The organism is Paludibacter sp. (assembly GCF_009712605.1).
Classification (GTDB): domain Bacteria; phylum Bacteroidota; class Bacteroidia; order Bacteroidales; family Paludibacteraceae; genus Microbacter.
The window spans coordinates 314,898-339,312 of the sequence record NZ_WASO01000014.1; the positions used below are offsets into that span (position 1 = coordinate 314,898).

The 24,415-nt window shown below is 40.8% G+C and carries 20 protein-coding genes; 12 read left to right on the forward strand and 8 right to left on the reverse strand.

Features of this window, described 5'->3' with window-relative positions:
- Window positions 1-305 precede the first annotated feature (305 nt).
- The 12 genes from F8N35_RS11615 to F8N35_RS11670 all read left to right on the forward strand — a co-directional run bounded on the left by F8N35_RS11615 (window position 306) and on the right by F8N35_RS11670 (window position 18,857).
- Window positions 306-911, forward strand: coding sequence for a TetR/AcrR family transcriptional regulator (locus F8N35_RS11615; protein ID WP_293053103.1), 606 nt, complete (start codon window positions 306-308; stop codon window positions 909-911).
- Window positions 911-2,026 (forward strand): efflux RND transporter periplasmic adaptor subunit, encoded by a 1,116-nt coding sequence (locus F8N35_RS11620; protein ID WP_293053105.1) that lies wholly within the window; start codon window positions 911-913, stop codon window positions 2,024-2,026. The genes F8N35_RS11615 and F8N35_RS11620 overlap by 1 nt, the downstream gene beginning before the upstream one ends.
- Window positions 2,027-2,177: 151 nt before the next feature.
- Window positions 2,178-6,641: an efflux RND transporter permease subunit gene (locus tag F8N35_RS11625; RefSeq protein ID WP_293053108.1), complete on the forward strand. Its 4,464-nt coding sequence runs from the start codon at window positions 2,178-2,180 to the stop codon at window positions 6,639-6,641.
- A gap of 244 nt (window positions 6,642-6,885) precedes the next feature.
- Window positions 6,886-7,332: a MarR family transcriptional regulator gene (locus F8N35_RS11630; RefSeq protein ID WP_293053110.1), complete on the forward strand. Its 447-nt coding sequence runs from the start codon at window positions 6,886-6,888 to the stop codon at window positions 7,330-7,332.
- A gap of 324 nt (window positions 7,333-7,656) precedes the next feature.
- Window positions 7,657-9,480, forward strand: a complete 1,824-nt coding sequence (locus tag F8N35_RS11635) for an alkaline phosphatase family protein (RefSeq protein ID WP_293053112.1) — start codon at window positions 7,657-7,659, stop codon at window positions 9,478-9,480.
- A 124-nt stretch (window positions 9,481-9,604) separates the two neighbouring features.
- Window positions 9,605-10,177 carry a hypothetical protein gene (locus F8N35_RS11640; RefSeq protein ID WP_293053114.1) on the forward strand — a complete coding sequence of 191 codons (573 nt, stop codon included), beginning with the start codon at window positions 9,605-9,607 and terminating at the stop codon, window positions 10,175-10,177.
- A 343-nt stretch (window positions 10,178-10,520) separates the two neighbouring features.
- The gene (locus tag F8N35_RS11645) at window positions 10,521-10,949 is read left to right on the forward strand and encodes a hypothetical protein (protein ID WP_293053117.1); all 429 of its coding nucleotides are present in this window, start codon (window positions 10,521-10,523) and stop codon (window positions 10,947-10,949) included.
- Between the two features lie 365 nt (window positions 10,950-11,314).
- Window positions 11,315-11,704, forward strand: coding sequence for a DUF1398 family protein (locus F8N35_RS11650; RefSeq protein WP_293053121.1), 390 nt, complete (start codon window positions 11,315-11,317; stop codon window positions 11,702-11,704).
- Window positions 11,705-11,718: 14 nt separating this feature from the next.
- The gene (locus tag F8N35_RS11655; RefSeq protein WP_293053123.1) at window positions 11,719-12,069 is read left to right on the forward strand and encodes a YciI family protein; all 351 of its coding nucleotides are present in this window, start codon (window positions 11,719-11,721) and stop codon (window positions 12,067-12,069) included.
- Window positions 12,070-12,362: 293 nt separating this feature from the next.
- The gene (locus tag F8N35_RS11660; protein WP_293053126.1) at window positions 12,363-13,553 is read left to right on the forward strand and encodes a DUF255 domain-containing protein; all 1,191 of its coding nucleotides are present in this window, start codon (window positions 12,363-12,365) and stop codon (window positions 13,551-13,553) included.
- A 269-nt stretch (window positions 13,554-13,822) separates the two neighbouring features.
- The gene (locus tag F8N35_RS11665; protein ID WP_293053129.1) at window positions 13,823-15,010 is read left to right on the forward strand and encodes a PLP-dependent aminotransferase family protein; all 1,188 of its coding nucleotides are present in this window, start codon (window positions 13,823-13,825) and stop codon (window positions 15,008-15,010) included.
- 196 nt (window positions 15,011-15,206) lie between these two features.
- Window positions 15,207-18,857, forward strand: a complete 3,651-nt coding sequence (locus tag F8N35_RS11670) for a family 78 glycoside hydrolase catalytic domain (RefSeq protein WP_293053132.1) — start codon at window positions 15,207-15,209, stop codon at window positions 18,855-18,857.
- Here the strand turns inward: F8N35_RS11670 and F8N35_RS11675 are convergent.
- The 8 genes from F8N35_RS11675 to F8N35_RS11710 all read right to left on the reverse strand — a co-directional run bounded on the left by F8N35_RS11675 (window position 18,851) and on the right by F8N35_RS11710 (window position 24,173).
- The gene (locus tag F8N35_RS11675; RefSeq protein WP_293053135.1) at window positions 18,851-19,963 is read right to left on the reverse strand and encodes a transglutaminase-like domain-containing protein; all 1,113 of its coding nucleotides are present in this window, start codon (window positions 19,961-19,963) and stop codon (window positions 18,851-18,853) included. The genes F8N35_RS11670 and F8N35_RS11675 overlap by 7 nt on opposite strands.
- Before the next feature lie 20 nt (window positions 19,964-19,983).
- The gene (locus F8N35_RS11680) at window positions 19,984-20,238 is read right to left on the reverse strand and encodes a DUF2007 domain-containing protein (RefSeq protein WP_293053138.1); all 255 of its coding nucleotides are present in this window, start codon (window positions 20,236-20,238) and stop codon (window positions 19,984-19,986) included.
- A 22-nt stretch (window positions 20,239-20,260) separates the two neighbouring features.
- The gene (locus F8N35_RS11685; protein ID WP_293053141.1) at window positions 20,261-20,983 is read right to left on the reverse strand and encodes a hypothetical protein; all 723 of its coding nucleotides are present in this window, start codon (window positions 20,981-20,983) and stop codon (window positions 20,261-20,263) included.
- A gap of 44 nt (window positions 20,984-21,027) precedes the next feature.
- Window positions 21,028-21,582 (reverse strand): hemerythrin domain-containing protein, encoded by a 555-nt coding sequence (locus F8N35_RS11690; RefSeq protein WP_293053144.1) that lies wholly within the window; start codon window positions 21,580-21,582, stop codon window positions 21,028-21,030.
- A gap of 510 nt (window positions 21,583-22,092) precedes the next feature.
- Entirely contained in the window at window positions 22,093-22,395 is a 303-nt protein-coding gene (locus tag F8N35_RS11695) for a hypothetical protein (RefSeq protein ID WP_293053146.1), read from the reverse strand.
- Between the two features lie 61 nt (window positions 22,396-22,456).
- Window positions 22,457-23,041 (reverse strand): RNA 2',3'-cyclic phosphodiesterase, encoded by a 585-nt coding sequence (gene thpR, locus F8N35_RS11700; RefSeq protein ID WP_293053147.1) that lies wholly within the window; start codon window positions 23,039-23,041, stop codon window positions 22,457-22,459.
- 24 nt (window positions 23,042-23,065) lie between these two features.
- Complete coding sequence (gene pdxH, locus F8N35_RS11705) at window positions 23,066-23,755, reverse strand: pyridoxamine 5'-phosphate oxidase (protein ID WP_293053150.1); 690 nt, start codon at window positions 23,753-23,755, stop codon at window positions 23,066-23,068.
- A gap of 37 nt (window positions 23,756-23,792) precedes the next feature.
- Window positions 23,793-24,173 carry a hypothetical protein gene (locus F8N35_RS11710; protein WP_293053153.1) on the reverse strand — a complete coding sequence of 127 codons (381 nt, stop codon included), beginning with the start codon at window positions 24,171-24,173 and terminating at the stop codon, window positions 23,793-23,795.
- Window positions 24,174-24,415 lie beyond the last annotated feature (242 nt).

Below are 24,415 nucleotides of genomic sequence, written 5' to 3' on the forward strand. Positions count from 1 at the left end.
GGTTTCCGGACTCCACATTATTATTTGATTATATGCGTATAATCTGATTTGTTTAATTTTCTGCTTTGGTTTTGCGCCTCAAAGTTGATTAAATTATTTGAAATTGACAATAATATATATGATTTATTTTAACGTAAATATGATTTTAAGTGTGATGATTCAAGAGTGTAGTAACTCATAAAATGGAATGATGAATCGTATATGTTTTGTTTTGATTGCTTTGTTTTATATATTTAACATTTAAAACAGCGTTGTCTCATAAATTCACTCTATTTTTGTACTATAAAACGATTTTAGTCTAAAAAATGACAACTGAACAATTATCTAAAGAAGATTTACTTCGGAATGAAATAATTTCTACAGCTCAGAAATTGTTTCAACAGTTTGGCCTTCAGAAGACAACAATGGAGGACATTGCACGGGCAATGGGCAAAGGAAAGAGTACGCTTTACTACTATTATAAGAGTAAAGAAGAAATTTTCGATGCAGTGCTTCGTACTGAAATGCACCAAGTTTATCATCTGTCGAAAGAAGCAGTTCAAAAGGAACAAACAGCATCTGCAAAGCTGAAGGCCTTTTTTGCGGTTTCGTTTCAGATAGCAAAGAGCAAAGTCAATCTCTATAAGATAGTTACAGAAGAAATGGCTATTCAGGATTTATCCCGGACACATCATGTAGTTAAGGAATTGAATGTTAAGTCGGTGGCCATGGTGGAAGATATATTTATTGCGGGATTCGTATCTGGTGAATTTTGCGATGAACTTCGTGATCAGGCACACCTCCTAGCATATTCGATGGTGAGTGCGATGAGAAGTCTGGTGTTGGATATGGCAATTGACGATCAGATTCCCGATTGGGATACCCGTTTGAATGTGTTACTTGATTACCTGATTAAGGCATTACGCAAATAATGCCGTTTTTTTTAATCAGTATTCGACTAAAATACGAAAAACGTTTTGATATATCGTTTAAGAATAAAGATAATTCAAACTTAATTTATGACAAGATGAAGAAGGTGGCTTATGTAGTTTTGAGCATCCTCACACTGGCAGGATGTAGTCTGGAAAAAGCAGATAAAACTGTTGATCCGAAAGTGGAAATGTCGGATGTGCAGCAGATATCCACTTCAAATGTATTGCAATATAGTGGTACTATTGAACCTACTCAAACAATTCCGTTGACATTCCAAACTCAGGGAACTGTGTTGAAAGTGTTGGTCAATGCAGGTGATCCGGTGAAGGCCGGACAGTTGTTGGCAGTTGTTGATAAGGCCGATGCTCAGAGTATGTACGAAGTGTCGCTGGCAAAGTATCAACAAGCAAAAGATGGCTACGAACGCTTGAAACAGGTTCACGATAAAGGCAGTCTTCCTGAAGTTAAATGGGTGGAGATGGAAAGCAACCTGCAACAGGCACAATCGTCTTTAGCGCTGGCGAAAAATAATTTGAAAAAATGTAATTTATACGCACCCGAGAGTGGTGTTATCGGCAAACGCAATATTGAGCCGGGAATGAATAGTCTCGGCAACATTAATGCTCCGATTGAATTGGTAAAGATCAATACGGTATATGTAAAAGTTGCTGTTCCTGAAAATGAAATCAATCTGATCAAAAAAGGCCAGAAAGCAACATTTACAGTATCGGCGCTTGACAATGAAGAATTTCAGGGCACTGTTACTAATGTTGGTGTAGTGGCCGATCAGATTTCCCGGACTTATGAAGTGAAAATTACGGTCAATAATACCAAAATGGAACTGAAACCGGGTATGGTTTGTGATGTTAAGCTGACAACCAACGCTCAACGTACAATTGTGGGTGTGCCTATGCCTGCTGTCGATAAAGATAATGGCAACAACAATTATGTATTCGTAGTCAATACTGCAAAAAAAACAGTGTCGAAACGCTTGGTAAAAACAGGAAATTACCAGGGCGATTTTGTGGAGATATTGTCTGGATTGTCGGTTGGCGAGAAGGTAGTCGTGAGCGGTATGCACAAATTGACGGATAACGGAAAGATAACATTCTAAAGACTACAGTTAAGAACCAAACAAAATCTGTTCTTTAACGAGAAGCCACCGAGACACGAATGTAATTAGAAGATCCATCAGCGATATTCTGGTATTAGAACTTGGTGTCAGGGATATTATGTATTGATTCTTAGCTATAAAATTCAATCAAATGAAACAGAAAAAGATAGGCTATATAGGCTGGGCTATGCGCTATCACAACATTACCAATATTTTAGTGGTGTTGTTTATCATCTTTGGGGTGGTGGCGCTGATCAAAATGCCCCGGAATGAATTTCCTCAATTTACGATACGTCAGGGTTTAGTAATTGGCGTTTATCCGGGTGCAACTTCTGCTGAAGTAGAGGAACAACTTACCAAACAGGTGGAAAATTACCTCTTCGGATTTAAAGAGGTAAAAAAGAAAGATACCTATTCCGAATCGAAAGACGGAATGATGATTATTTATGTGGAGTTGAACGATAATGTGAAAGATGCAGATGCTTTCTGGTCCAAACTCAAACACGGACTAAACGAATTTAAGTCGTCGTTGCCTCCGGGAGTGGCAGCTCTTATTGCCAACAGCGATTTTGGCGATACTTCGGCAATGCTTATCTCCATGTCGTCGGATACGAAAGGTTATAAAGACATGGAAGAACAGCTTAAAAGACTGAAATCGGAATGCCGTAAGATTCCTGCCGTATCGAAGATAAAAGACTACGGTATTTTACGCGATAAAATCTATGTCAATGTAGCTCCAGAAAAACTGAACGAATACAATATTAAGTCGTTATCGCTGCTGGCTCAATATCAGCCTGCCGGATTGGTTTCGCCTGCCGGTACGCTTAAAAACGGGACACATGACCTGAACGTGCATTTCCCGGCCAATTTCCAGTCGGAAAAAGATTTAGCCGATCAGATTGTCTATTCAGATCCGAAGGGTGGGGTAGTGCGACTGAAAGATATTGCTACCATTCAACGTCATACCGATTCAGATCCGGAAAGCTATATCCGTCAGGATGGGAAGAAAACCATTCTGCTTTCGCTTGAAATGCAACCGGGGAATAACATCGTGGCATTCGGTAAAGATGTAGATAAAGCACTGGATGTTTTCAAAAAACATTGCCCGAAAGATATTGAAGCAAATGTGATCTCCAATTTACCTCATTATGTATACGATTCGGTTGCCGATTTTATGCGTGAGTTTATAATCGCAATTGTAGCAGTGATGCTAGTGGTAATGATGTTGTTACCTATGCGTGTCGCCTCTATTGCGGGTCTTACGGTACCTATTGCCGTGCTCATTACATTAGGTTTTCTCTACTTTTTCGGAGTTGAACTCAATACTGTGTCGCTTGCCGGCTTGATTGTCGTCTTGGGAATGATAGTCGATAATTCAATCGTCGTTATTGATAACTATGTGGAGAAAAAAGACCACGGCATGTCTTCGTGGCATGCTGCTATAAAAAGTGCCCGTGAACTTGTAACTCCCATTTTAACGGCAACCATGGCCATTTGTGTTGTGTATATTCCGCTTGGGTTTATGCTTCCGGGAACATCCGGTGACTTTGTGCAACCATTGCCTCTAACTATCTGTATTGCCTTGGTAGTGTCTGTTATTGTGGCTCTGTTTGTGGTGCCTTTCCTCAATTTTTTCTTTATCAAAAAGGGACTTAAATCGGACGAAGAGAAGGTTGGCAAGAAGAGCTTTCTAGATAAAATGCAGGCCGCATTCGATACCATGCTTGAAAAGGCTTTCAGGCATCCGAAACGTACGATTGCTTTTGGTATCGGTTCGGTTATACTGGCGGTAGTTTTGTTTAAGGCGATCGATCAACGGTTGTTCCCTGAAATGGAACGGAATCAGTTTGCGGTTGAAGTGTATCTGGATGAAGGAGCTTCGCTCGAAAGTACAGCTAAGGTAATGAACACCTTGTCGAATGCTCTTGAGAAAGACTCGCGTGTAACCACTGTAACCAGTTTTATCGGGACAAGCTCACCCCGTTTTCACACGGCATATGCTCCACACTTACCCAGTACCAATTACGGACAATTAATGGTGAATACTACCGATAATGAGGCAACACGTGCCGTTTGTGAAGAGTACGACAAAAAATTTAACGGAGCATTTCCTAATGCCCATATCAAATGGAAAATCCTTGCGTTGCAAAAAAGTAAATACCCTATCGAACTGCGCATTTCCGGCGATTCTATCAAGGATATACGCAAAGCCGAAGCTATGATAGATTCGGTTATTAAACCGGTAAAGGGTATTGCTTGGGTTAATCCCGACTGGGGTCAGAAAAAGCAGAATATCCGTGTGGATCTGGATAAGGATAAAGCCAATCGTATGGGGTATTCCAAGGGCGTGGTAGCTACTTCGGTCATGACAGGTCTTAATGGCATTCCATTGACAACGGTGTGGGAAAATGATTATCCTGTCGGTGTAGAATTGCGTCAGGATCAGGGAACCAAGAAGAATATCGATTACCTCAGCAATCAGTTCATTACCTCTCCGGCTACCTATTCAGCTATGCCTTTGCGCTCGTTTGCCAAACTGTCGCCCGAATGGGAGGAGGGAACCATTGTGCATCGCAACGGTACCCGTACGCTAACTATTCAAATTGATGTTATGGCTAACTATATGGCATCAAGTATTACCGATCAGATAAAACCGCAACTCGATAAGCTGAAACTGCCTGAAGGTGTTACACTTTCGTATGGTGGTGAACTTGAAGATCAGGAAATTTCATTTATTCCGATGTCGTATGCTTTGGCCATTAGTATTGCCGTAATCTTCTTTATTCTGTTATTCCAGTTCAAGAAGATAAAACTCGCATCTATCATCATGTCAACGATGTTGCTCGGATTGCCGGGTGCCGCCATCGGACTGTTTTTGGCTCGCTATCCTTTCAGTCTGACCGGTTTTATAGGAATTACCAGTTTGTGCGGAATTGTGGTACGTAACGGCATTATTCTGATCGATTACCTGCAAGAGTTGAGAGTGTTGCATGGCATGAGTGTGAAAGAAGCTGCTCTTGCTGCCGGAAAACGACGTATGCGTCCGATCTTCCTGACATCGGCTGCTGCTTCTGTAGGTGTGATTCCGATGATTGTCAGTCGCTCGCCGCTGTGGGGTCCATTGGGTACTGTAATTTGTTTCGGGTTGCTTATTTCGATGGTGCTGACACTGTTTATTCTTCCGGTTCTCTATACGGTTCTGTATCGCGAAAAGCCGTTAGTGAAAAAGGCACACAAACATATTCCATATCTGAAACGCATGGGTGGCGGTGCTACAATTCTTTTGTTGATGCTTGTATTTTCTTCGGCAACAATGACGGCGCAAAAAAGAGATATATCGCTGGATGAGTGCAAGAAACTGGCTGTACAAAATAATTCGAAGGTCAAAAATGCCAATTTTGAACTTCAGGCTTCGCAGGAAACAAAAAAGGCAGCCTTCACCAGTTATTTCCCTAAAATCAGTGCTTCGGCAAACTATGTGAAGTTTAGCGAAAACCTGCTCAAGGTAAGTGTCCCTTCGGTCAATCTGCCGGTCTACAACGGAGATTTGTCAACGTTGGCTTCGGCATCGCAGTATGCCTATTTTCCGGGAATGTCTGTATCGACTCTCGATAAAGCAGTTGTTGGAAATGTACTTATTATGCAACCGGTATTTGCCGGAGGTCGTATCATCAACGGCAATAAGCTTGCAAAACTGGGAGAAGATGTCAGTGCCAGCAAGGTAGTTCTTTCGAAGAGCGAAGTAGTGCAAAAAGCCGAAGAACAGTACTGGCAGATCGTGTCGTTGCGCGAAAAAATGAAGACTTTGCGCATGTTGCAAATGCTGCTTGATAGTACCTATAAACAAGCTAACGATGCCTATCATGCAGGTTTGATTAATCGTAATGACGTGATGAAAGTAACCCTGAAAAAAAGTGATACGAAAGTAAATGAGCTTCAGCTTTCCAATGGCATTAAACTATCTACCATGGCTTTGTGTCAGTATATAGGTCTGCCTTACGATTCTACGATCGTATTCGGGGAAGAAATTCCTCTCTATAAAACGCCCGAGCAGGTATATCTTGATTCGAAACAGGCTGTAACAAACCGCGAGGAGTATAAATTGCTCGGTCAAAGTGTGAAGGCGGAAGAATTGCAATCAAAGCTGAAATTGGGAGAGTACATGCCAGAAGTTGCTGTTGGGGTAGGAGGTGTATATCAGAATGTTGCAGGTTCGCACAATTCGTTTGGTTTGGTGATGGCTTCGGTAAAGGTACCAATTTCCGATTGGTGGGAGGCTTCGCATACAATGAAAGCACGTAAACAAAAGGAACAGATAGCACGTAACGAAAGCAAGAATAATACCGAATTGCTGACGCTTGAAATTGAGAAGACTTGGAACGAACTGACGGAATCCTACAAGCAGATTGCTATTGCCAGCGAATCCATCGGACAGGCAGAAGAAAATCTTCGCATAAACCGTGATAATTTCAATGCTGGGATGATAAACATCTCCGATTTGCTTGAGGCTGAAACGATGCTGCAACAGGCTAAAAACCAGTTGACGGATAGTCAGACCAGGTATAAATCCAAACTGGTTGCTTATTTGCAGGTAACCGGTAGATATGAGAAGTAAGAAGAAATCTGCCGGACGGTTGTAAATGGAATCGGGTCAAATTGTCCGGCAGATACTTCTGAAAAGAGATCTTAGTGAAGTATAATCTGATAATAAATTGAATGACTTTTGTTTAATAACCAGTCGGTTAAAAAAGGCTAAACAAAAATTGGATTCTTTTGCAGTTTGCTCTTTCGGGAGTACTTTTGCAAGGATTAACAATTCGATTAAACATCGTCATTGCATCTAAAATTGAACTAAAAATATGGAAGCTGTAGTAGAATACGAAACCGTACTCAATATTCTTTCCGGTAGAGTGGGAGATAAAATAAAGCGTCCTTTCTATAAGGCATTTGCCCGCGAATGTATTGCCATCTCGTCTGAGCAATATGCCATACTTGCTTGTCTTGTGAAACAAAATATGGTAACACAGCAAACTCTGTGCGGCCTGACAAAGAAAGACAAGCCTAACGTAACACGCCTGCTTGATCGTCTGGAAAATAAAAGCCTTGTACAAAGAATTGCAGATGCTGAAGACAAACGCAAGAAACGTATTTGCATTACCGAACAAGGAATGCTTGTTTATGAAAAGGTGAACCACATTGTCTCTGACATGGTTTCACATGCAATGAAGAATATTGATGAAGGTCAACTGGTGGTCTTTCAGGATGTATTAAGACATATGATGCACAACCTCTCAATGGTTGTCTGAATTGCTATGCTTCGCTATAAATGGCGTGTTTGTTTGTCGTCCGGCATACGAACATGCCTTTAACCCAAATTCCGCGATAGCGGAATTTGCCCGAAGGGCTGACGAAAAATAATATTTTTGTCAGGGTTAACCCCGACATTTTTGCAGGTAATCTGCAAAAATCGTCGATTAATCAACATAAATTTTTTCTATTGATTAATTTTGGGTTTAATCTTTATATGTATCTTACCTGTTGACGCTATAAATCAAAGGTAAGATTAAAAAATCACATAAATTACTGTTTGTAGAATTGTTACAAACTACTTCCAGTTAAAAAAACGTGCCGTGAGTTCAAGACTTTTTACCTTTCTTAAGAGCTATCTCTTCTTTATTCTCCTTTTTGTAGTGCAGAAACCGCTGTTTATGCTTTACCACTGGGACCAGTCTTCTAAAGCGTCGTTTGGCGACTGGTTTGCCGTGATTTGGCATGGATTGCCCATGGATATTTCCACGGCAGGTTATTTCGTCGTTATTCCGGCCTTGCTGCTTATAGCTTCCATCTGGGCGGATCGTAAATATATTGCTCCAGCGGTGAATGTCTACGGTATGGTGGTGTTGTTTGTTATAGCACTTATTTTTCTGGTCGATATTGTGTTGTACTCCTTTTGGAGGTTTCGCATCGATACTACACCGCTGTTTTACCTGAAATCGCCCAAAGATGCGTTGGCAAGTGCATCAACATGGATGTTGATTTTGGGCGTTGTTTGTTTGGTGCTCTGTTTTGCGGGTACTTACTGGCTTTTCCGTCGCTATGTACTCGGCTTGTATCAAAAAATGCCGAAGGTGCCCGTACGTCGCGTGGTCTATACCGTTTTTATGACGTTACTTACGGCCATGCTGATTATTCCCATTCGGGGCGGCATTTCCGTATCAACCATGAACGTGGGGAATGCCTATTTTAGCAACGTATTGTTTCTCAATCATTCAGCCGTCAATCCGGTCTTCAACCTTATGGCTTCTTTCGGGGCAGAAAATGATTTCGGACAACAATATCGTTTTATGAACGACAAAGAGGCACATCGTATATTCGCCGAACTACGGGAAAAACCTATTGCAGCCGATTCCGTTCCTTCGTTGTTGAACCAGCAACGCCCTAATGTTATCTTCTTCATTCTTGAGAGTTTCATGTCGAAAGATTTCGAGTCATTGGGAGGCCTTCCTGTGGCACAAAACCTGAACCGCTTGTGCGGAGAAGGGGTGGTTTTTACCCATATCTATGCCAATAGTTTCCGCACCGATAGGGGAATTATTGCCAACCTGAGCGGTTATCCGGCGCAGCCTACCACCTCGATAATGAAGTATCCGGTGAAAAGTCAGAGCCTGCCATCCATTCAGAAATCATTGAAAAATGCGGGTTATGCCTGTTCGTACTATTATGGTGGTGATGCCGACTTTACCAATATGCGCTCTTATCTGATGAGTTCGGGCATCGACAAAATTATTTCGGATAAGGATTTTTCACTCAAAGAGCGAATGTCAAAATGGGGAGCTCCCGATCATATTCTGATTCGCAGAGTGTTAACCGATTTGCAGCATCCGCCCCGCCAGCCATTCTTTACTGTTGTGCAGACCCTCAGTAGTCACGAGCCGTTTGAAGTGCCGATGCACCGGCTCAAAGATCCATATCTCAACTCGGTAGCTTATACCGACAGTTGTTTGGGCGTTTTTATTAATGAACTTAAGAAATCGCCACTTTGGAAAAATACGCTGCTGGTGTTTGTCCCCGATCATGCCATGCGTTATCCGGCAACAATAGATAACACTGATCCAAACCGATACAAAATTCCCATTATCTGGGCGGGTGGGGCAGTGCGGCATCCCGTGAAGGTCGATCGTTACGGTAGTCAGATTGATCAGGCTGCTACCCTGCTTTACCAGTTGGGAATCGATCATTCGGCCTTTACCTTTAGTAAAAACCTGTTGAATCGCAATAATCCGCAGTTCGGCTTCTTTGACTTTGTCGACGGATTCGGCTTCGCCTCCCCGCAGCGCGAAGTGGTGTACGACCATGCTCAGAAAAAGGTGGTATACGGCGATCCAACTTCGGTGGAATTTACCAAAGGGAAGGCTTTTCTGCAATGCCTGTATGACGATCTGGCCAAAAGGTAAGGCCTGCGTTATTTATTCCTGAATTGATGACAGCAATTGTATTCATGAGTTATCTTTGTACTCTAAAGAGAAAATTGAAATGAAAAACAAATGGAATTACCTCATAATATTGTGTTTGTCGATCATGTTTTTCCCTTTTCTGACTTCAGCTCAGAACTGGAAGTTTATCAAAGAAAAACATGGGGTACAATTGTATTCTCGCCATGAAGCGGGAAAAGGATTGAAATATTTCAAGGGAGTTGCAGAATTGCCAATATCGGCCGAAAAGATTTTTGCTATGCTCGAAAATGTACACCAAACCGACTGGTGGACAAAAGATGTTACTCAATTGAAAGTGCTGCATTACGAAAAGGACCGTTTAGCTCAATTATACCTGGTTTACCGTTTGCCCTGGCCCTTTAAGCACAGAGATTTGTATATGAACATCACAGCCTCGATAAACAGTGCAACCGGAGAACGCCGGTTGACTTCCGTTCCATTTCGTGGCACAACTGTAGAAAATAGAGATTACGTCCGTATTAAAGATTTTCGGGAAGAGTGTAAGATTTGGCCCATCGACAACAATCGTTCCCGCATGGAGCTTGAATTTTATATAGACCCCGGTACTGGTTTGCCCGACTGGCTGGTAAATATGGTACTGGCCGATTCTCCCATTCGGATCATCAATACAATAAAAGAGTATTTATCCGGTACATAAAAGAAAAATAACACAGGTTGAGTTTGTGCTTAGTTCATTCTTACCTGTCTCCTGATACAATTTTCCAAATGATGTATAGAGCCCAGTCCTCAATAGGACGGGGCTTTTTTTGTTGGTAATAAAAATAATATTAACCTAAATAAGCATTTAACGAAAAGAAATTTGTAGTTTTGAGGCAGGAAATAACTGATCTCCTGTGCTGTATAGTATCTCATAAAATATACTTGCAAAACGACTTTCTATTTTCGGGATATAACTGCACATATAATGTTACTAGTCATATTAAGAAAAACTGCCTTATAAGAGGAAAGTTGAATTAGAATAAAAAATTAAAACAAGGAGTATGAATATTTTTGGAAAGCCAGAATTCTGGTATACCGTGACTTCAATTTCAGTCGCCTTTATAATTTATTTTCTTTCACAAAATAAGAAATCTGGGAAAAGATTAATTCTTAAATTATATTTGGCAAATCAGACGCTTTCGCTTTCAATTCAAAAAGATCTTGAAGGCTTCATTGAAAAGCACAATGCATTTAATGCTATTGCTTTCCCTGAGAAGAATATAACTTATGGACATATGCTTGAACAAATGAAAGCAGAGTTTGAAGTAAATTTATCAGAATCACTATATCAAAAATTAAAAAAGAAGAACCTATCCAAACCTGAGATTGAAGTTGCTATTGATTCATTGAATAAACAGAACGAGGCTTTAAGATTGGTTGATTTGGATATGAAATTAGTAATTAGAAAAGCGGATTCTTCTCTTAATTAAGACAAAACTACAGTTGCTAATATATTACTATGATAATAGTTCGTATTACAAAATATTAGCTTGTATTGCCCCTATATTCACTTTGTTGCTATGCAACAGCGAATACTTTCGTACCCCCCCGTGCGCATGCCTTGGTTGTTTGGGGATGCTGGGCGGATCCGACCCAAATGGAGATTGGTTGTCGGGTATGAGGGAACAACTTGCTCTTTTAAAGACCTAAATATTTCATTGTAATCATTCATTCCGGTTAGCAGATACATTCTTAGTGAATAAAAAACTCTAAAGTCTCCTGTTTTTGAAGATATTGACTAAATAATAGCTTATCTTGCGTGACGAATTACACAACTCATCTAAATCTAAAAACTATGTTTACAGTAGATCAGATTGAACAGGCTCACAGCAAGGTGAAGTCGGGTGCCGACTTTCCCAAATATATTGCAGAAATCAGGCAAATGGGCGTTACGGCTTTTGAAACCTGGGTGAACGATGGGCATACTATTTATTTCGGGGAAGAAGGATTTCAAGCCAAATCATTGCCTCAATACGATGCACTGGTTATTAATGATGAATGCGATCGAAAACGTTTTATTCACTATTTGAAAATCCATCAGCAAGGCCAGACCGACTTTTATACCTTTTGTTATCATTGTGCTGAAACGGGTATCGAAAAATGGTTTGTCAGTCTGGACGATATGCTCTGTACCTATTTCGATAAAGCCTCAAACGAAGTGCTGGAAGAACGGATTCCTCATTAATAATTGTCTTGCTGATGAAAGAGTTTGTATTAATATTCAGGATGGACATAATCACCGAAGAAGCCCAACCAACAGCTGAACAGATGCACGGGTATATGCAACAATGGACGGAGTGGATAAGTTTCATCAAAGATAAAGGACAACTGGTCGACGGAGGTAACCACTTTTCCAGAGAAGGTCGCGTACTAAAGCGTGGTAACGAGGTTATTGAAGGTCCTTATGTAGCCGACCGGAATTCGGTTGCCGGTTATATCCTTATTCGGGCAATAGATGTGGATGATGCAACACGCATTGCTGAAAAATGTCCGATACTGCTGGGCGAAAATACCAGTGTGGAAATACGGGAAGTGGGGCAGCCCGGCTGATAGATTACAGATACCAGACTGATTTACTACTCAATATGTTGAAAGATAAAACATTCTGAGTATCTGATATTTTGCCTAATGGCTTGAAAAGCCTCATTTTCATAACCGCAGGTCTGTGGCCTGCGCGCGAGCATAGCTTGAACCCACACGACCTGAAAGGTCGGACGATACTAAAAGTAATGCCTTTGACTATGTCGATTCCCAATTCAGACGAAATAAGACTCAATTTGGTGACATATCAGATAATCATTTAAAATATTAGCGTGCTTTTTTAATCAAATAATCTTACCATCATGAGAAAAATCATTTTAATCTTTTTTGCAGCTGTATCTGTTTCTCTGTCGGCTCAGAATGAGGGGATACAGTTTCTTGGTGATTCAACGTTGCAATCGGCTTTAGCCAAAGCCAAACAAGCGAACAAACTTCTCTTTGTCGATTGTTACACTTCCTGGTGCGGACCTTGTAAGTATATGGCAAAGAATATTTTTCCATTACCCGAAGTTGGAACCTTTTTTAATCAGCACTTTCTGAACTGGAAAGTGGATTGTGATAAAATTAATAAGGTGGATGCAGGAATTTTTGCAAAATTCAACATACATGCCTGGCCTACTTATCTCTTTCTTGACGGAAATGGCAATATTGTGCATATGGCTCTTGGATCCGGTCCTGCATCGTTTTTTTTGGAGACAGGAAAAGCGGCACTGGATTCAACTAAAAATTTGATCGGACTGCAGAAAAAAATCAATCATGGAGATCGCTCTCAGGAAACCCTGAAAAATTACTACTCCTGCAATATAAATGCAGATACGAAATATATAGACGAGCATTTCTCGCTCGTTGATGACTCTGTCCGGTTCTCGCCAACTTCATGGGAGTTGTTTTCCTATTTTATGAAGGATATTGAAGGATATTCGTTCAATTTCTTTATCAAAAATAAAACTCAATACGAAAAGAAATTCGGACAGGAAGCTGTAGATAGTAAGCTTACCAGTCTGTTTGGATATTATGCCCGTCCGGGAAAAGAGAGCCAGTATGAAAAACTGTCGAAAATAGATACTGCACTCTTTGCAAAAGCGAAACTGATCAATGAATTTCGTAAGGCCAGGATGAGCTATTCTGCCGATAAAACGAACAAAGAAGCATGGGATAAATTGATAAACATGACATCGACTCTATTCACAGCGCACAAGTTTACAGTTTGGGACCTGAATGATGTAAGTTGGACTGTCTACGAAAACTATAAAAAGTTTAAGGATACCAATGCATTGAAGCTGGCCCAGATATGGTCGAAGAAAACAGTGGATAATAAGCCGGATACGCACGCTTTTAACGATACTTATGCACATATTCTGTTCGATTTGGGAAATAAAAAAGAGGCCATTCAGAAAGAAGAACTGGCACTTAAACAAGCAACGGAACAAAATGCGCCTGATCAGATTAAATTCTATTCCGACGAACTGAAAAGATTCCGGGGAGACAAATAAAAGGCATATTTCTGCCAATAGATTTCTTGTTTTGATTAAATATAATGATTTTTTAAAACAAAATTTCTACCTTTGCATCATGCTTTCGGGCAATTAAAAAATTGGAAATGAGAATTAGTCTAAACATTATCGCGGTCATTATTATTATCATCGGAATCCCCTGGATTTGCCGAAGGTGATAGTTTTGTGCTGCGCAAAATATTCAACCCCCTTTCGGTAAATACCGGAAGGGGGTTTCTTTTTATATTCACTTTTATAATTTTTGTCTTATGAATGTATCATCAACCGGCAGGTTTGCCACTCGCATGGAAGGAGTTCCACGTTCGTTTATCCGTGAAATTTTGAAAGTAGCTATTTCGCCCGAAGTAATTTCGTTCGCAGGCGGACTACCCAACAAAGCGCTATTTCCGTTAGAAGAACTTCAGGCGAGCGCAGCGAAACTGATGTCCGGGTTGGACCGGAATATTCTCCAGTATGCCAATACGGAAGGTTACCTGCCATTGCGTGAGAAGATTGCAGAGCGCTATGCACGCAAAGGGTTGAAGATCGATCCACGGAATATTCTTATTACAAACGGTTCGCAACAGGGACTTGATTTGTTGGGGAAAATCTTTATCAACGAAGGTGATGCCGTGTTGATGGAAGAGCCCGGATATTTAGGCGCTATACAGGCTTTCTCTATCTTTCATCCCCGATTTGTAACGGTTCTACTCACCGACGAAGGTATTGATACGCAAATATTAAAACAGAAAATTGATACGGAAAATCCCCGTATGGCTTACCTGATTCCTAATTTTCAGAATCCTTCCGGCATTAGTTATACGGAAGAGCGTAGGCGAGAAGTTGCCGAAACCTGCAAAGGAAAACCAATGTTCTTAGTAGAAGATGATCCGTATGGTGATATTCGCTTCAGGGGAGAACAGAAAAACTCGTTTTACCATTATTTGCCTGAGCAAACTATATTGCTGGGAACCTTTTCTAAAACGGTTGTTCCGGCATTTCGCATGGGTTGGATAGTGGCTCCTGATGATGTGATGGAACGCTTGATCATTGCTAAACAGGCAGCTGATCTGCATACTGATTATTTTACGCAGCGGTTGGTACATCAGTATCTTAGTGATTATGATATCGATCTGCACATATCGCAAATATGCCGGGCTTATGGCAAACAGGCCGATGCAATGATTTCTGCCATTGAACAGTATTTTCCGAAGGAGATACAGTTTACGCGTCCTGAAGGCGGAATGTTTTTATGGCTGACGTTGCCCGAAGGTCAGAGTGCAATGAAATTGTTTGATCTGGCCATCAAAGAGAACGTGGCTTTTGTGCCCGGAAATCCTTTCTACGTCGGCAAAACGGACGTGAATACCTGTCGGCTGAATTTCTCCTGTTCCAACGAGCATGAGATTGAAGTGGGGATTTGTAGATTGGCAAAAGTACTGGCAAGTTTAGGATAATAATGAATTCATTTCTGCCCGGATGGTATTTATCATTCGGGCAGTTTATTATTGAATGTTGAATTGTTTCCGGTTCATTAATTAGTCAGCAAATAACAGCAATTTTAATGTAAAAATCAGAATATATTTTATCGAAAAATAACTATATTTGAGAGTAACTCATTAGGTCGAGTATTGTTTATTAATCTGTACCAAAATGAAACGCGCCACTACAATTTTCTGCTGCCGGGCAATACTGTTTCTGCTCTTATACCTACCTGTTAATTCGGTGGTTATTGCCCAATCAACTCATCTTTGCAAAATCACGAACCTGCTTACGGAATACACATCTTCACCGATAGGTATTGATGTTGCTAAACCCCGGTTTAGCTGGCAAATGCAGGTCGAAGGTAATGAGCGGGGATATTTTCAGAAAGCGTATCAAATTGTGGTCAATGACGACAATGGCAATATGGTCTGGAATAGCGGAAAACAGGAAAGCAGCATTTCTCTGAATATAGAATATCGCGGGACTCCTATACAGGCCGAAACGCGTTACACTTGGCATCTGACTGTTTGGAATCAAAAAAATGAAGAGCTTACGGCTGATTCGTGGTTTGAAACGGGGTTAATGAATCCTTCTCTACAGGCCTGGAATGGTGCAAAATGGATTGGAGGTGCGGGCGATCAAATTCCATTCTATTCTCACTATTTCTCGGTATTCAAGATTGGCTGTACCATTCAGCTCGATGCCGCTTCCGGTTCTTCGAAGGCATCTCTCGTGTTTGGTGCGAACGATAAGCGGTTGATGGATAAAAACAAGAATGTGTTTAATCTGTCCAATAAACTAAATGCGTCTTACATCAGGGTGGAACTGGACTGCTCAGGTCTTATCAATAAAGAAGATGCTTTTGCTCAGATAAAGGTTTATCGGGCAGGATATCACCCCGGAGACAAAAAGGATAAACCTATTGGTTCTGTAGTTGTTCCAACATCAATTATCACTGTTGGTAATGTGTATGCTGCTCATACCATCCTGGTCGAGTCATCGGTCGGTACTTTGAATTTTGAGATTGACGGACAAAAGATTGTGATTCCAAAGCTGGCAAATCATAATGCTTACATTCCTTTCGGGATTCAGGTAAATCCAATGGGAGTTGGTGGCGATTATATCGGATTCCCGATGGTGGCTGACGTGGGTTTTATGCTGGAGAAACACCAGAAAGCTGCCTTTTCGAATTTGCAAATCAGGAATTACCGGAGTCCTTCCAGTGTTTTATTTGCGGAAGATATTCCGGATAACGGTGAATACGAAGGAATTTTTGCCAAAGATCTTCAAAGTGGCAAAACAAACATTGAAATTAAAAATCGTTCTATAGTGCTTTCCGGCGATAAGCACGGCTGTTTTCTCGTAGCCGATCCTACCCGAAATGCAATGCCGATGTTGCGAACTACATTTGACAATGGCAATAAAACAATCCGATCAGCTCGTATATACGTAACGGCAAGGGGTATTTACGAACTATGGATTAACGGAAACAGGGTGGGGAACGACTGGTTTAATCCTGGACTCTCACAATACGATAAAACTCATTTTTATCAGACTTATGACGTGACTTCTTTGTTACAACAGGGCAAAAATGCGGTAGGAGTAATGTTGGGAGAAGGCTGGTGGAGCGGTAACTTGTCCTACTTGCCTGTCAATTGGAATTACTTCGGCGACCGCCAATCTCTTTTGATGAAAATGGTAATCCGATTCAATGACGGCACATCTAAAACAATCACCTCCGACCCGTCCATGTGGAAATATTTTACCAACGGACCGGTACGTTACGGAAGTTTCTTTCAGGGCGAAGTATACGATGCGACGAAAGAGCAATTGATTGAAAAATGGACGACTTCGAAGTATGATGATTCGGAGTGGAGCAAGGCTGTGGAGGTGTTGACTGACGGAACAACTTATAAGGACTCTCTGACTGAAAAAGATCATCAGGCGACTGTTGAGAAAATGCTGGTTTTCCACAATCCCGACCGGACAGAACTGATAGGGCAGATCGGAGACAATGTCAAACAGGTCAACGAACTCACGGCTCAAAGTGCGAGTGAAGTTCGCCACGGTGTGTATGTCTATGATATGGGACAAAATATGGTAGGAGTACCGTGCATTCGTTTGGAGGGGTATAAAAAAGGCCATGTAATTACATTTCGGTTTGCGGAAATGCAATATCCCCACATGAAGGAATACAGCAAGAATAAAGATATGATCATGCTGGAGAATATAAGGGCAGCGCTGGCTCAGGATATTTATATTTGTAAAGGAGGAAAAGAGACATTCCAGCCTCATTTTACCTTTCACGGTTATAGATTTATCGAAATTACCGGATTGAATAAGCCCTTACCTCTCTCTTCAGTTACAGGCAAAGTCCTGAGTTCCGTTCAAAAAATAATATCTCATTACACGACCTCCAATCCGGATGTTAATCGCTTGTGGGAAAACATTTGCTGGTCAATGCAGGGTAATTTTCTGTCTATCCCCACTGATTGTCCGCAACGCAACGAGCGAATGGGGTGGAGTGGCGATATTTCGGTTTTTTCACGTACAGCTACTTACATGGGAATGGTTCCTCAGTTCCTTCGCCGGCATGTACTCGCTCTGCATGATACTCAGTACGACGACGGACGTTTTGCGGATGTGGCTCCTATAGGCGGCGGTTTCGGAGGCATCGTGTGGGGTAGTGCCGGTATTACTGTTCCCTGGGAATCGTACCTTCAATACGGAGACAGCTCCATGTTGGCAGAACATTACGATGCTATGAAACGTTACGTCGACTATTTGAACCGAAATATCGATGCCAAAACCGTTGTAACAACTACAGGTCAGTTGGCAGATTGGTTGAGTCCGGAAGGTAATTTGATCGGTCCTGTTGGGGTAAATAATCTTGTGTGGGATGCCTACTATGCTTACGATTTGGATTTAATGCATCGTATGGCAAAAGTTCTTGGCAAAGAAGAAGATGCTCGTACTTTCGCTACACTTTTTGCAAAACGCAAACAGTATTTCAATGCTACTTATATTGACCCGGAGACAAAGAAAACGCGTCAGTTATTTCCTCCAAAAATATGTGATAATCAGGTGTCGTATGTAGTTCCTCTGGCACTAAACCTGCTGAACGATTCAAACAAAGAACCCGCCATCAGCCATCTTGTTCGGAATATCAGTCATGAAGCTAAAGACGATAAAAATGTTGTTAGACCACCGTATTCCCTGATGACAGGTTTTGTGGGAACTGCATGGATTAGTAAAGTATTGTCAGATAATGGATTGGATTCTATGGCTTATAGGTTGCTTCAGCAAACGACCTATCCTTCATGGCTTTATCCGGTAAAACAGGGAGCTACTACCATTTGGGAACGACTGAATTCGTATACGCTGGACAACGGTTTCGGAGGCAATAATAGCATGAATTCCTTTAATCACTATTCGTTTGGCTCGGTAGGCGCATGGATGTATAATTACTCTTTAGGAATTGAGCGTGATGAAAATTCACCCGGGTTCAAGCATTTTATTCTCCGGCCAACTCCCGATCCGGACGGAATAATGACTCATGCAGAAGGATATTACGATTCGATGTACGGGCGGATAGAGAGTTCCTGGAGGCAGGAAAATGGGAAAACGATCTACAAGGTTACGGTGCCTGCAAATACCTCTGCAACACTCAGTCTAAACGTATCAGACATCAGCCGGATCAATGAAAGCGGAACTGTTGCTAAATCCGCGAAGGGAATACGTTTTCTGAAAAGTGACAATGGAAAATCATTGTTTGAATTAGACTCCGGTAGTTACTCCTTTGAAGTTCAAAATCAGTGAGACGAAGGTGGAGCATAAAAATCGCTAAGCGAATGGGTATAAATGCAATAATCCAGTTTGTATTTAGCCAGAAAAATAGTGGGATTTTTTGCTCCCAGAGGCACCAGCATCAGCGCTTTCTTGCCGTCAATGGTAAGTTTATCGATATCCACGCCTTCCCGGTTGTCGAGTGGGCAATTAAAATAGTAAAGATATGGATATATCCAGCTGGTATACATGCGCTTGCTTACTCCAGATAACGAGCTTATTTCAAGCTGGGAATAATGTTCTGTAATGGCCTTCTGAAATTCAACGGCATTAAGAGGAATTCCATGCAGAATCGGCATTGCATCCCACTGACTATCCAGTAGTACCCACTTTTTCAGGTCATTCAGATATACTTCGGCGACAACGTGTCCGGCTCCGGATAATCTGGTTTCCACATCTTTTACTTTCAGACTGAGCACTCTTGCTTTTAGCCCGATTGAGTTCAGGCATGCCGCCGTAACTATGCCAAACTCAACACAACGAAAATTGTCTCCTTTTTCTGCTTTATCGAGAATATACAAGGCGTCCTTTTTCTCTGCGGCATTGTAGCCATCATGTTTCCACAAGCCATGAATCCAGTGTATAATTTTCAGGGCTCGTTCCGAATCACTTTCTGCTCCTTTTACAAGGCGATCTATGCGATATTTGTCGTGTAATTGAATCAGATAGGAATTCTGATTGTTATTCTCGTAAATCAGATGAACAGACGGCGATGCAACAGAATCAAAGGATAAGGCTGTAAAATGTGGTTTAATTGCCCGGATCACAGTCTTGGCATATGACGTGTCGTTGAGCAATACAAAAAATGGATACACTTGACCTGGATGAAGACAGATTTGAATGCTGTCCTTGTCTGTGTAAAAAGTAAAATCTTCTACAGGTAAAAAACATTGAATGATAAGGGTGTCGGTTGTTATTTGAGGTGATATTCTCCATTTGCTTTCATACCAGTCATCTCCCAAACGGTAGTCGGCTATGGAATCTTTTGCAGTTATAACGGGTAACCCGTGGTAAGTCTTCTGAGCCTGTAATAATGTAACTGAAAACAGGAGTGTTGTACAAAATATTAATTTACGCATAGACCCGGTATTGTATTAGACTATTCCTCCATGGCATCCTCCTCTCCTTTGTGGGTGTAATAGTCATTGATTATAATCGTTGCTTTGTCAATATCGTTACTCGAAATCATTACTTTGACATTTCCGGCGATAGAAGGATTAAAAGCATATGCATTTAAAAGAGAATTTACCAGATAAGACTCAATTTCGGCATTCTCCAAAAGGCTCTGTATGAGCTGAGCTTCCCACAATGTGCCGGCATAAGCTTCAACGGTATGTTCTTTATCGGGTTTCATGTTTAAGTTTTATTTGATTTGCCTAAATGGTCCACAATAAACCCAGATATGACATGAATGTGTTGTCGTGTGTAATGCTGTGACCTATAGAATAAATTACATGAAAGGTCTTGCTGCAATTAATCATGCCTCCCAGGTTTATTCCTAAAAATGGTTTTCCGTCATTTGTATCGGCCGTTTTAAAGTACAATTCTCCACCTATTGTTATCCGTTCTGAAAAATCATATTGCATTTCCCACCCGGTAAACATCCAGTTTTTATTATTATTTCCGGGGTTGATCCAATAGCCGCCGCCACCGTAAGTTGTTAATTTACCCCACGATTTTTGTATCCACACCGGGAGATATATCTGCACTTTGTTATTGCCGAAATTCTGATTATTGATTGTCGGAATTTCAAGAATGGGAAAAGTGCCTATCTGAAATGTACTTTGGCTATTATCAAATATGCGATATTTAAAGCCAATTTCACTGTTTGCATATCCGTATTGCAACGCGTTACCTTTCTGCATATTATAATTTAATGGCAGCAGAACATGTAACTGCCCGTTAGGAATTATGCCATAATTAACTTCTATGTGAGGCAATGTTCCGCTGACAAAACCGGATTGGAAAAGATTTATCGAAGCAACATAATATTCCCAGTGCCGATATTTCACAGGTTCCGGATCATCAGTGCTGAACGGTGGCCCTGCAAAACTCGTTTGTATGATGAGCAAAAAACAAAGCGTTATCAGGTATTTCATCTCTTTTGTGGTTTGATGCTCCGATGATTTTCGTCGATACGTATTTATTCAGGGTATTTTATAAGCAACTCATCCAGTAGTTGATGAAATTCTTCGTGTACTCCATGTCCCACAACTTCCTCTTCAATTTGCTCGAAACGCTGTGCAATTTCTGCTTGTCCTGCTGCAGCCAGCATTCTGTCGGCCATCATAAAAAGCACATTCTCTTCTTTCATAATATGATTTTGTAACAATGTGACGTAGTTTGTCATTGCCGTTGCAATCAACTTATCAGCAGTCACCTGGTGATTTTTCCAATTTTCGACTCCATCGCTCATTTCTTTGATGTAACCTCGGCCCAACGTATGTTCATGAAGCATAACGGATACAGGTCCGTTTTCGGCCGGCATTCCAGAGGCGATTAATGCCGGAAAAAGTACGTTCTCTTCTTTTCCGTGATGACATTTATCTGCAAATACCCGTAAAAAATAGACAATGTTTTCAATATCTTTTACGTCAAATTCTTTACCATTCCGAATGTCATCAGCAATTCGGGTCATAATCCCAAGCATCGTTTTGATTGCTTTATGTTCTTGTTTCAGATCTTCAGTCGGTTTCATATCAGAAATATTTAGATGTTAGAACAGCTATGTCGATTCGTGTAGCAATAGGGGCGGTGTGATCCGGTTGTGCCACTTTCAGACTTAGTTATACATACAAATATAGTTCGTCAAATAGGTGATGGTATTTTTCAAAAAGAAAAAGACACATTTTCGGTGCGTCTTTTATGCTCTTTCGGTAACAAAATGTTGCTGTTATTCTGAGACAACTCTTGTGCCCTGGGTAGATTCATTGTTTATGGAATGAAGATATCACATAGAATCTTTTTGCTTCATTTTCTTGATCCATAAAATTAATGTCCATACCACTGAGACTAAGAATAGGACAAGGATTGGAAGCCATGCCAAACGAATGTAATGATGAAAATAGGCTCCAATCAGAATGTAAGCACTTGCAATGGCGAGCTTGAAAACCACAAACTCAGCATTCGACCAACTTGTTTTTCTTTTAAAGAAGTTCATAATATGTGAGTTAAGTCATTAATAATGATTACATGAAGATTGTATTCTTCAACAGCGTTTGCTTTTTCCAAAAATACCTTTCCCTCCAATAATGCCCCAACCGCCACTGCCGATTAAAAAGCCAAAAGCGTACCAGCAACCGTTATTATTTTGGGCATACATAGTGACATCTTTTCGAAACAGCATTCCTATGAAATCAAAAGGAGCAATGATGCCATGCCACAACCCGCCCCAGAATCCATAAGTATGCCCTTTAAGGCACGCATCCACAACTTCTTTGTGGGCACAACTTGCTGTTAGTAATAAGCAAAACAACAGAATGATGTACAACGATATTCGATTTTTGGTCATGTAGAGTGTGGTTTTATATGGTGAATATAACGTTCGATTTCCGAACAGAATTGAACTAAGTTCATTTCTCCAATGCGGAATCGTTTAGTTTGAATATTTCAATTGGTTTGTATTGCGAACCGTCGGGTGATAAAATGCTTTCGTACAAAATGACTGATTGTGCGTCACAAATTATTGGTGTCATGTTGGTCATTTCGTTAATTGTATTGATAAGCTGCGTAGGCGCTATCTGATGGGATGCAAACCGGCCAACGGTAATGTGGGGAACAAAAGGCTGTTTATCGGGGAAAAAACCGATTGAAGCCAACGCCTGATCGATCCCATTCTTTATAGCAATCAGCTTGTCTGATCTTTCAACTCCCAGCCAGAGTACCCGTGGATTATGTTTCGAATAAAATATTCCCGTCGAATCAATAACAAAGGTAAAGCTCTGTAAATTGTCTTTTATGGTAAAAATGGTGTCTTGTATGGAAGAAACCTGTTGTACGGAAATCTGCCCGAAAAAGAAAAGTGTCAGATGAAGATCGTCCGTCGATATCCACCTGATGCTATAGTCCGATAAACTCGATTTTAGTTGGTTTATAGCTTCGGTTACGAATGTTCCGCCATTGCATGGAATGGCAAGAAAAGCTCTTTTTGATTTCATTTGGCTATTGAAATGCCGATAAAATCAAGGAGAAAGACGTTGTTTAGTCCATGTATTATCAGCCTGAAGTTCGTATAGTATTCTGTCGTGCAATCGGTTGGATCTTCCAAGCCAAAATTCCACTTTTGACGGTGCAAGGCAATATCCTCCCCAGTTTTCAGGACGAGGCACCGGTTTCCCACTGAACTCTTTTTCAATATCTTCCATGCGCAGTTCCAATTCATGCCTGTTGTTCACTGGTTGACTCTGCATCGAAGCCCATGCGCTGATCTGACTTCCTCTTGGACGACTGCTGAAATAATGGTTGGCTTCTATTGGAGGAATGCGATGAACGAGACCTTCTATTCTCACTTGCTTATACAATTCAATCCACAGAAAAGTAAGTGAGGCATGGTTGTTAGCCTCAAGTTCATGCGATTTACGACTGGAGTAATTGGTGTAGAAGATAAAACCGCGCTCATCAAATCCCTTTAACAAAACCACTCGTCCGGATGGTTTCCCATCGGGAGTGGCCGTTGCCAGGTGCATGGCGTTGGGTTCCCGTAGTTTGTTGCTTACAGCTTCATTGAACCAGATTTCAAACTGGTCTATCGGATTTTCTTTAAGATCTGATTCTACTATCCCGTTAGAAATATATTCGTTTCGAAAATTGGCAACCAATTGACGAAGAGATTTACCTTGTATTTGTCCGGATATACTTTTGAAAAAATTCATTCAGCAAAGAGTATTGGTGCAATAATCTGAATATTGGTTAGTTGTTGTTAAACCGCAAATAGTTGATGACTTTTTGAGGAAAGCCATAACATTTCGCGTTTTTAAAGTCAATAGATAAGTACTCTTTATTCATGTAATAAAGATGTGTAGTCGGAGGTGAATAATAATCTTCCGAACTGGCATATATCAACGTTATGGAATCTCCTTTCAGTTGATATTGATATTGTTCATTGTGGAAACTGGCATTTGAATGGTAGACGACACCTGTATTTGAATCAAATGTCAATGTGTCTGCTATATCTCTTGCAATCCATCGGCCAACTATATTGATATTGTTGGGTATTGGCAGATCACTGTTACAACTTATAAATCCGATGGCGATCAACGATAAGATGACAAAAAAATAGAATTTCATCATTGTAAGATTGAAATGATTCGTATGCCTAATCAAATTAATCTTACGCCCTTCAGTTGGGTTTTCTCTTTAGATTATTCGGTATTTATTGACCGAAAGATACTTAAACGGTTTTTATTAGCTTCTCTAAGCTCTTTATTACCGGCTTTTTAATGGATTTATATCACAAAGATAATATAGGATTAATGATTTTTTACTCTTAATTGATAATTTTTTTGCAATAATTCTGTTGCATCAAATTTATA

Bases quoted from the DNA above. Each gene is read 5' to 3' on its own strand.
- F8N35_RS11655 (WP_293053123.1), top strand. From the start codon at position 11,719: ATGAAAGAGTTTGTATTAATATTCAGGATGGACATAATCACCGAAGAA.
- F8N35_RS11620 (WP_293053105.1), top strand. From the start codon at position 911: ATGCCGTTTTTTTTAATCAGTATTCGACTAAAATACGAAAAACGTTTT.
- F8N35_RS11710 (WP_293053153.1), bottom strand. From the start codon at position 24,173: ATGATGAAATTCTATTTTTTTGTCATCTTATCGTTGATCGCCATCGGA.
- F8N35_RS11665 (WP_293053129.1), top strand. From the start codon at position 13,823: ATGAATGTATCATCAACCGGCAGGTTTGCCACTCGCATGGAAGGAGTT.
- F8N35_RS11680 (WP_293053138.1), bottom strand. From the start codon at position 20,238: ATGAAACCCGATAAAGAACATACCGTTGAAGCTTATGCCGGCACATTG.
- pdxH (WP_293053150.1), bottom strand. From the start codon at position 23,755: ATGAATTTTTTCAAAAGTATATCCGGACAAATACAAGGTAAATCTCTT.
- F8N35_RS11640 (WP_293053114.1), top strand. From the start codon at position 9,605: ATGTTTTTCCCTTTTCTGACTTCAGCTCAGAACTGGAAGTTTATCAAA.
- F8N35_RS11690 (WP_293053144.1), bottom strand. From the start codon at position 21,582: ATGAAACCGACTGAAGATCTGAAACAAGAACATAAAGCAATCAAAACG.
- F8N35_RS11695 (WP_293053146.1), bottom strand. From the start codon at position 22,395: ATGACCAAAAATCGAATATCGTTGTACATCATTCTGTTGTTTTGCTTA.
- F8N35_RS11625 (WP_293053108.1), top strand. From the start codon at position 2,178: ATGAAACAGAAAAAGATAGGCTATATAGGCTGGGCTATGCGCTATCAC.
- F8N35_RS11675 (WP_293053135.1), bottom strand. From the start codon at position 19,963: ATGCGTAAATTAATATTTTGTACAACACTCCTGTTTTCAGTTACATTA.
- F8N35_RS11615 (WP_293053103.1), top strand. From the start codon at position 306: ATGACAACTGAACAATTATCTAAAGAAGATTTACTTCGGAATGAAATA.
- F8N35_RS11685 (WP_293053141.1), bottom strand. From the start codon at position 20,983: ATGAAATACCTGATAACGCTTTGTTTTTTGCTCATCATACAAACGAGT.
- thpR (WP_293053147.1), bottom strand. From the start codon at position 23,041: ATGAAATCAAAAAGAGCTTTTCTTGCCATTCCATGCAATGGCGGAACA.
- F8N35_RS11630 (WP_293053110.1), top strand. From the start codon at position 6,886: ATGGAAGCTGTAGTAGAATACGAAACCGTACTCAATATTCTTTCCGGT.
- F8N35_RS11670 (WP_293053132.1), top strand. From the start codon at position 15,207: ATGAAACGCGCCACTACAATTTTCTGCTGCCGGGCAATACTGTTTCTG.
- F8N35_RS11660 (WP_293053126.1), top strand. From the start codon at position 12,363: ATGAGAAAAATCATTTTAATCTTTTTTGCAGCTGTATCTGTTTCTCTG.
- F8N35_RS11650 (WP_293053121.1), top strand. From the start codon at position 11,315: ATGTTTACAGTAGATCAGATTGAACAGGCTCACAGCAAGGTGAAGTCG.
- F8N35_RS11645 (WP_293053117.1), top strand. From the start codon at position 10,521: ATGAATATTTTTGGAAAGCCAGAATTCTGGTATACCGTGACTTCAATT.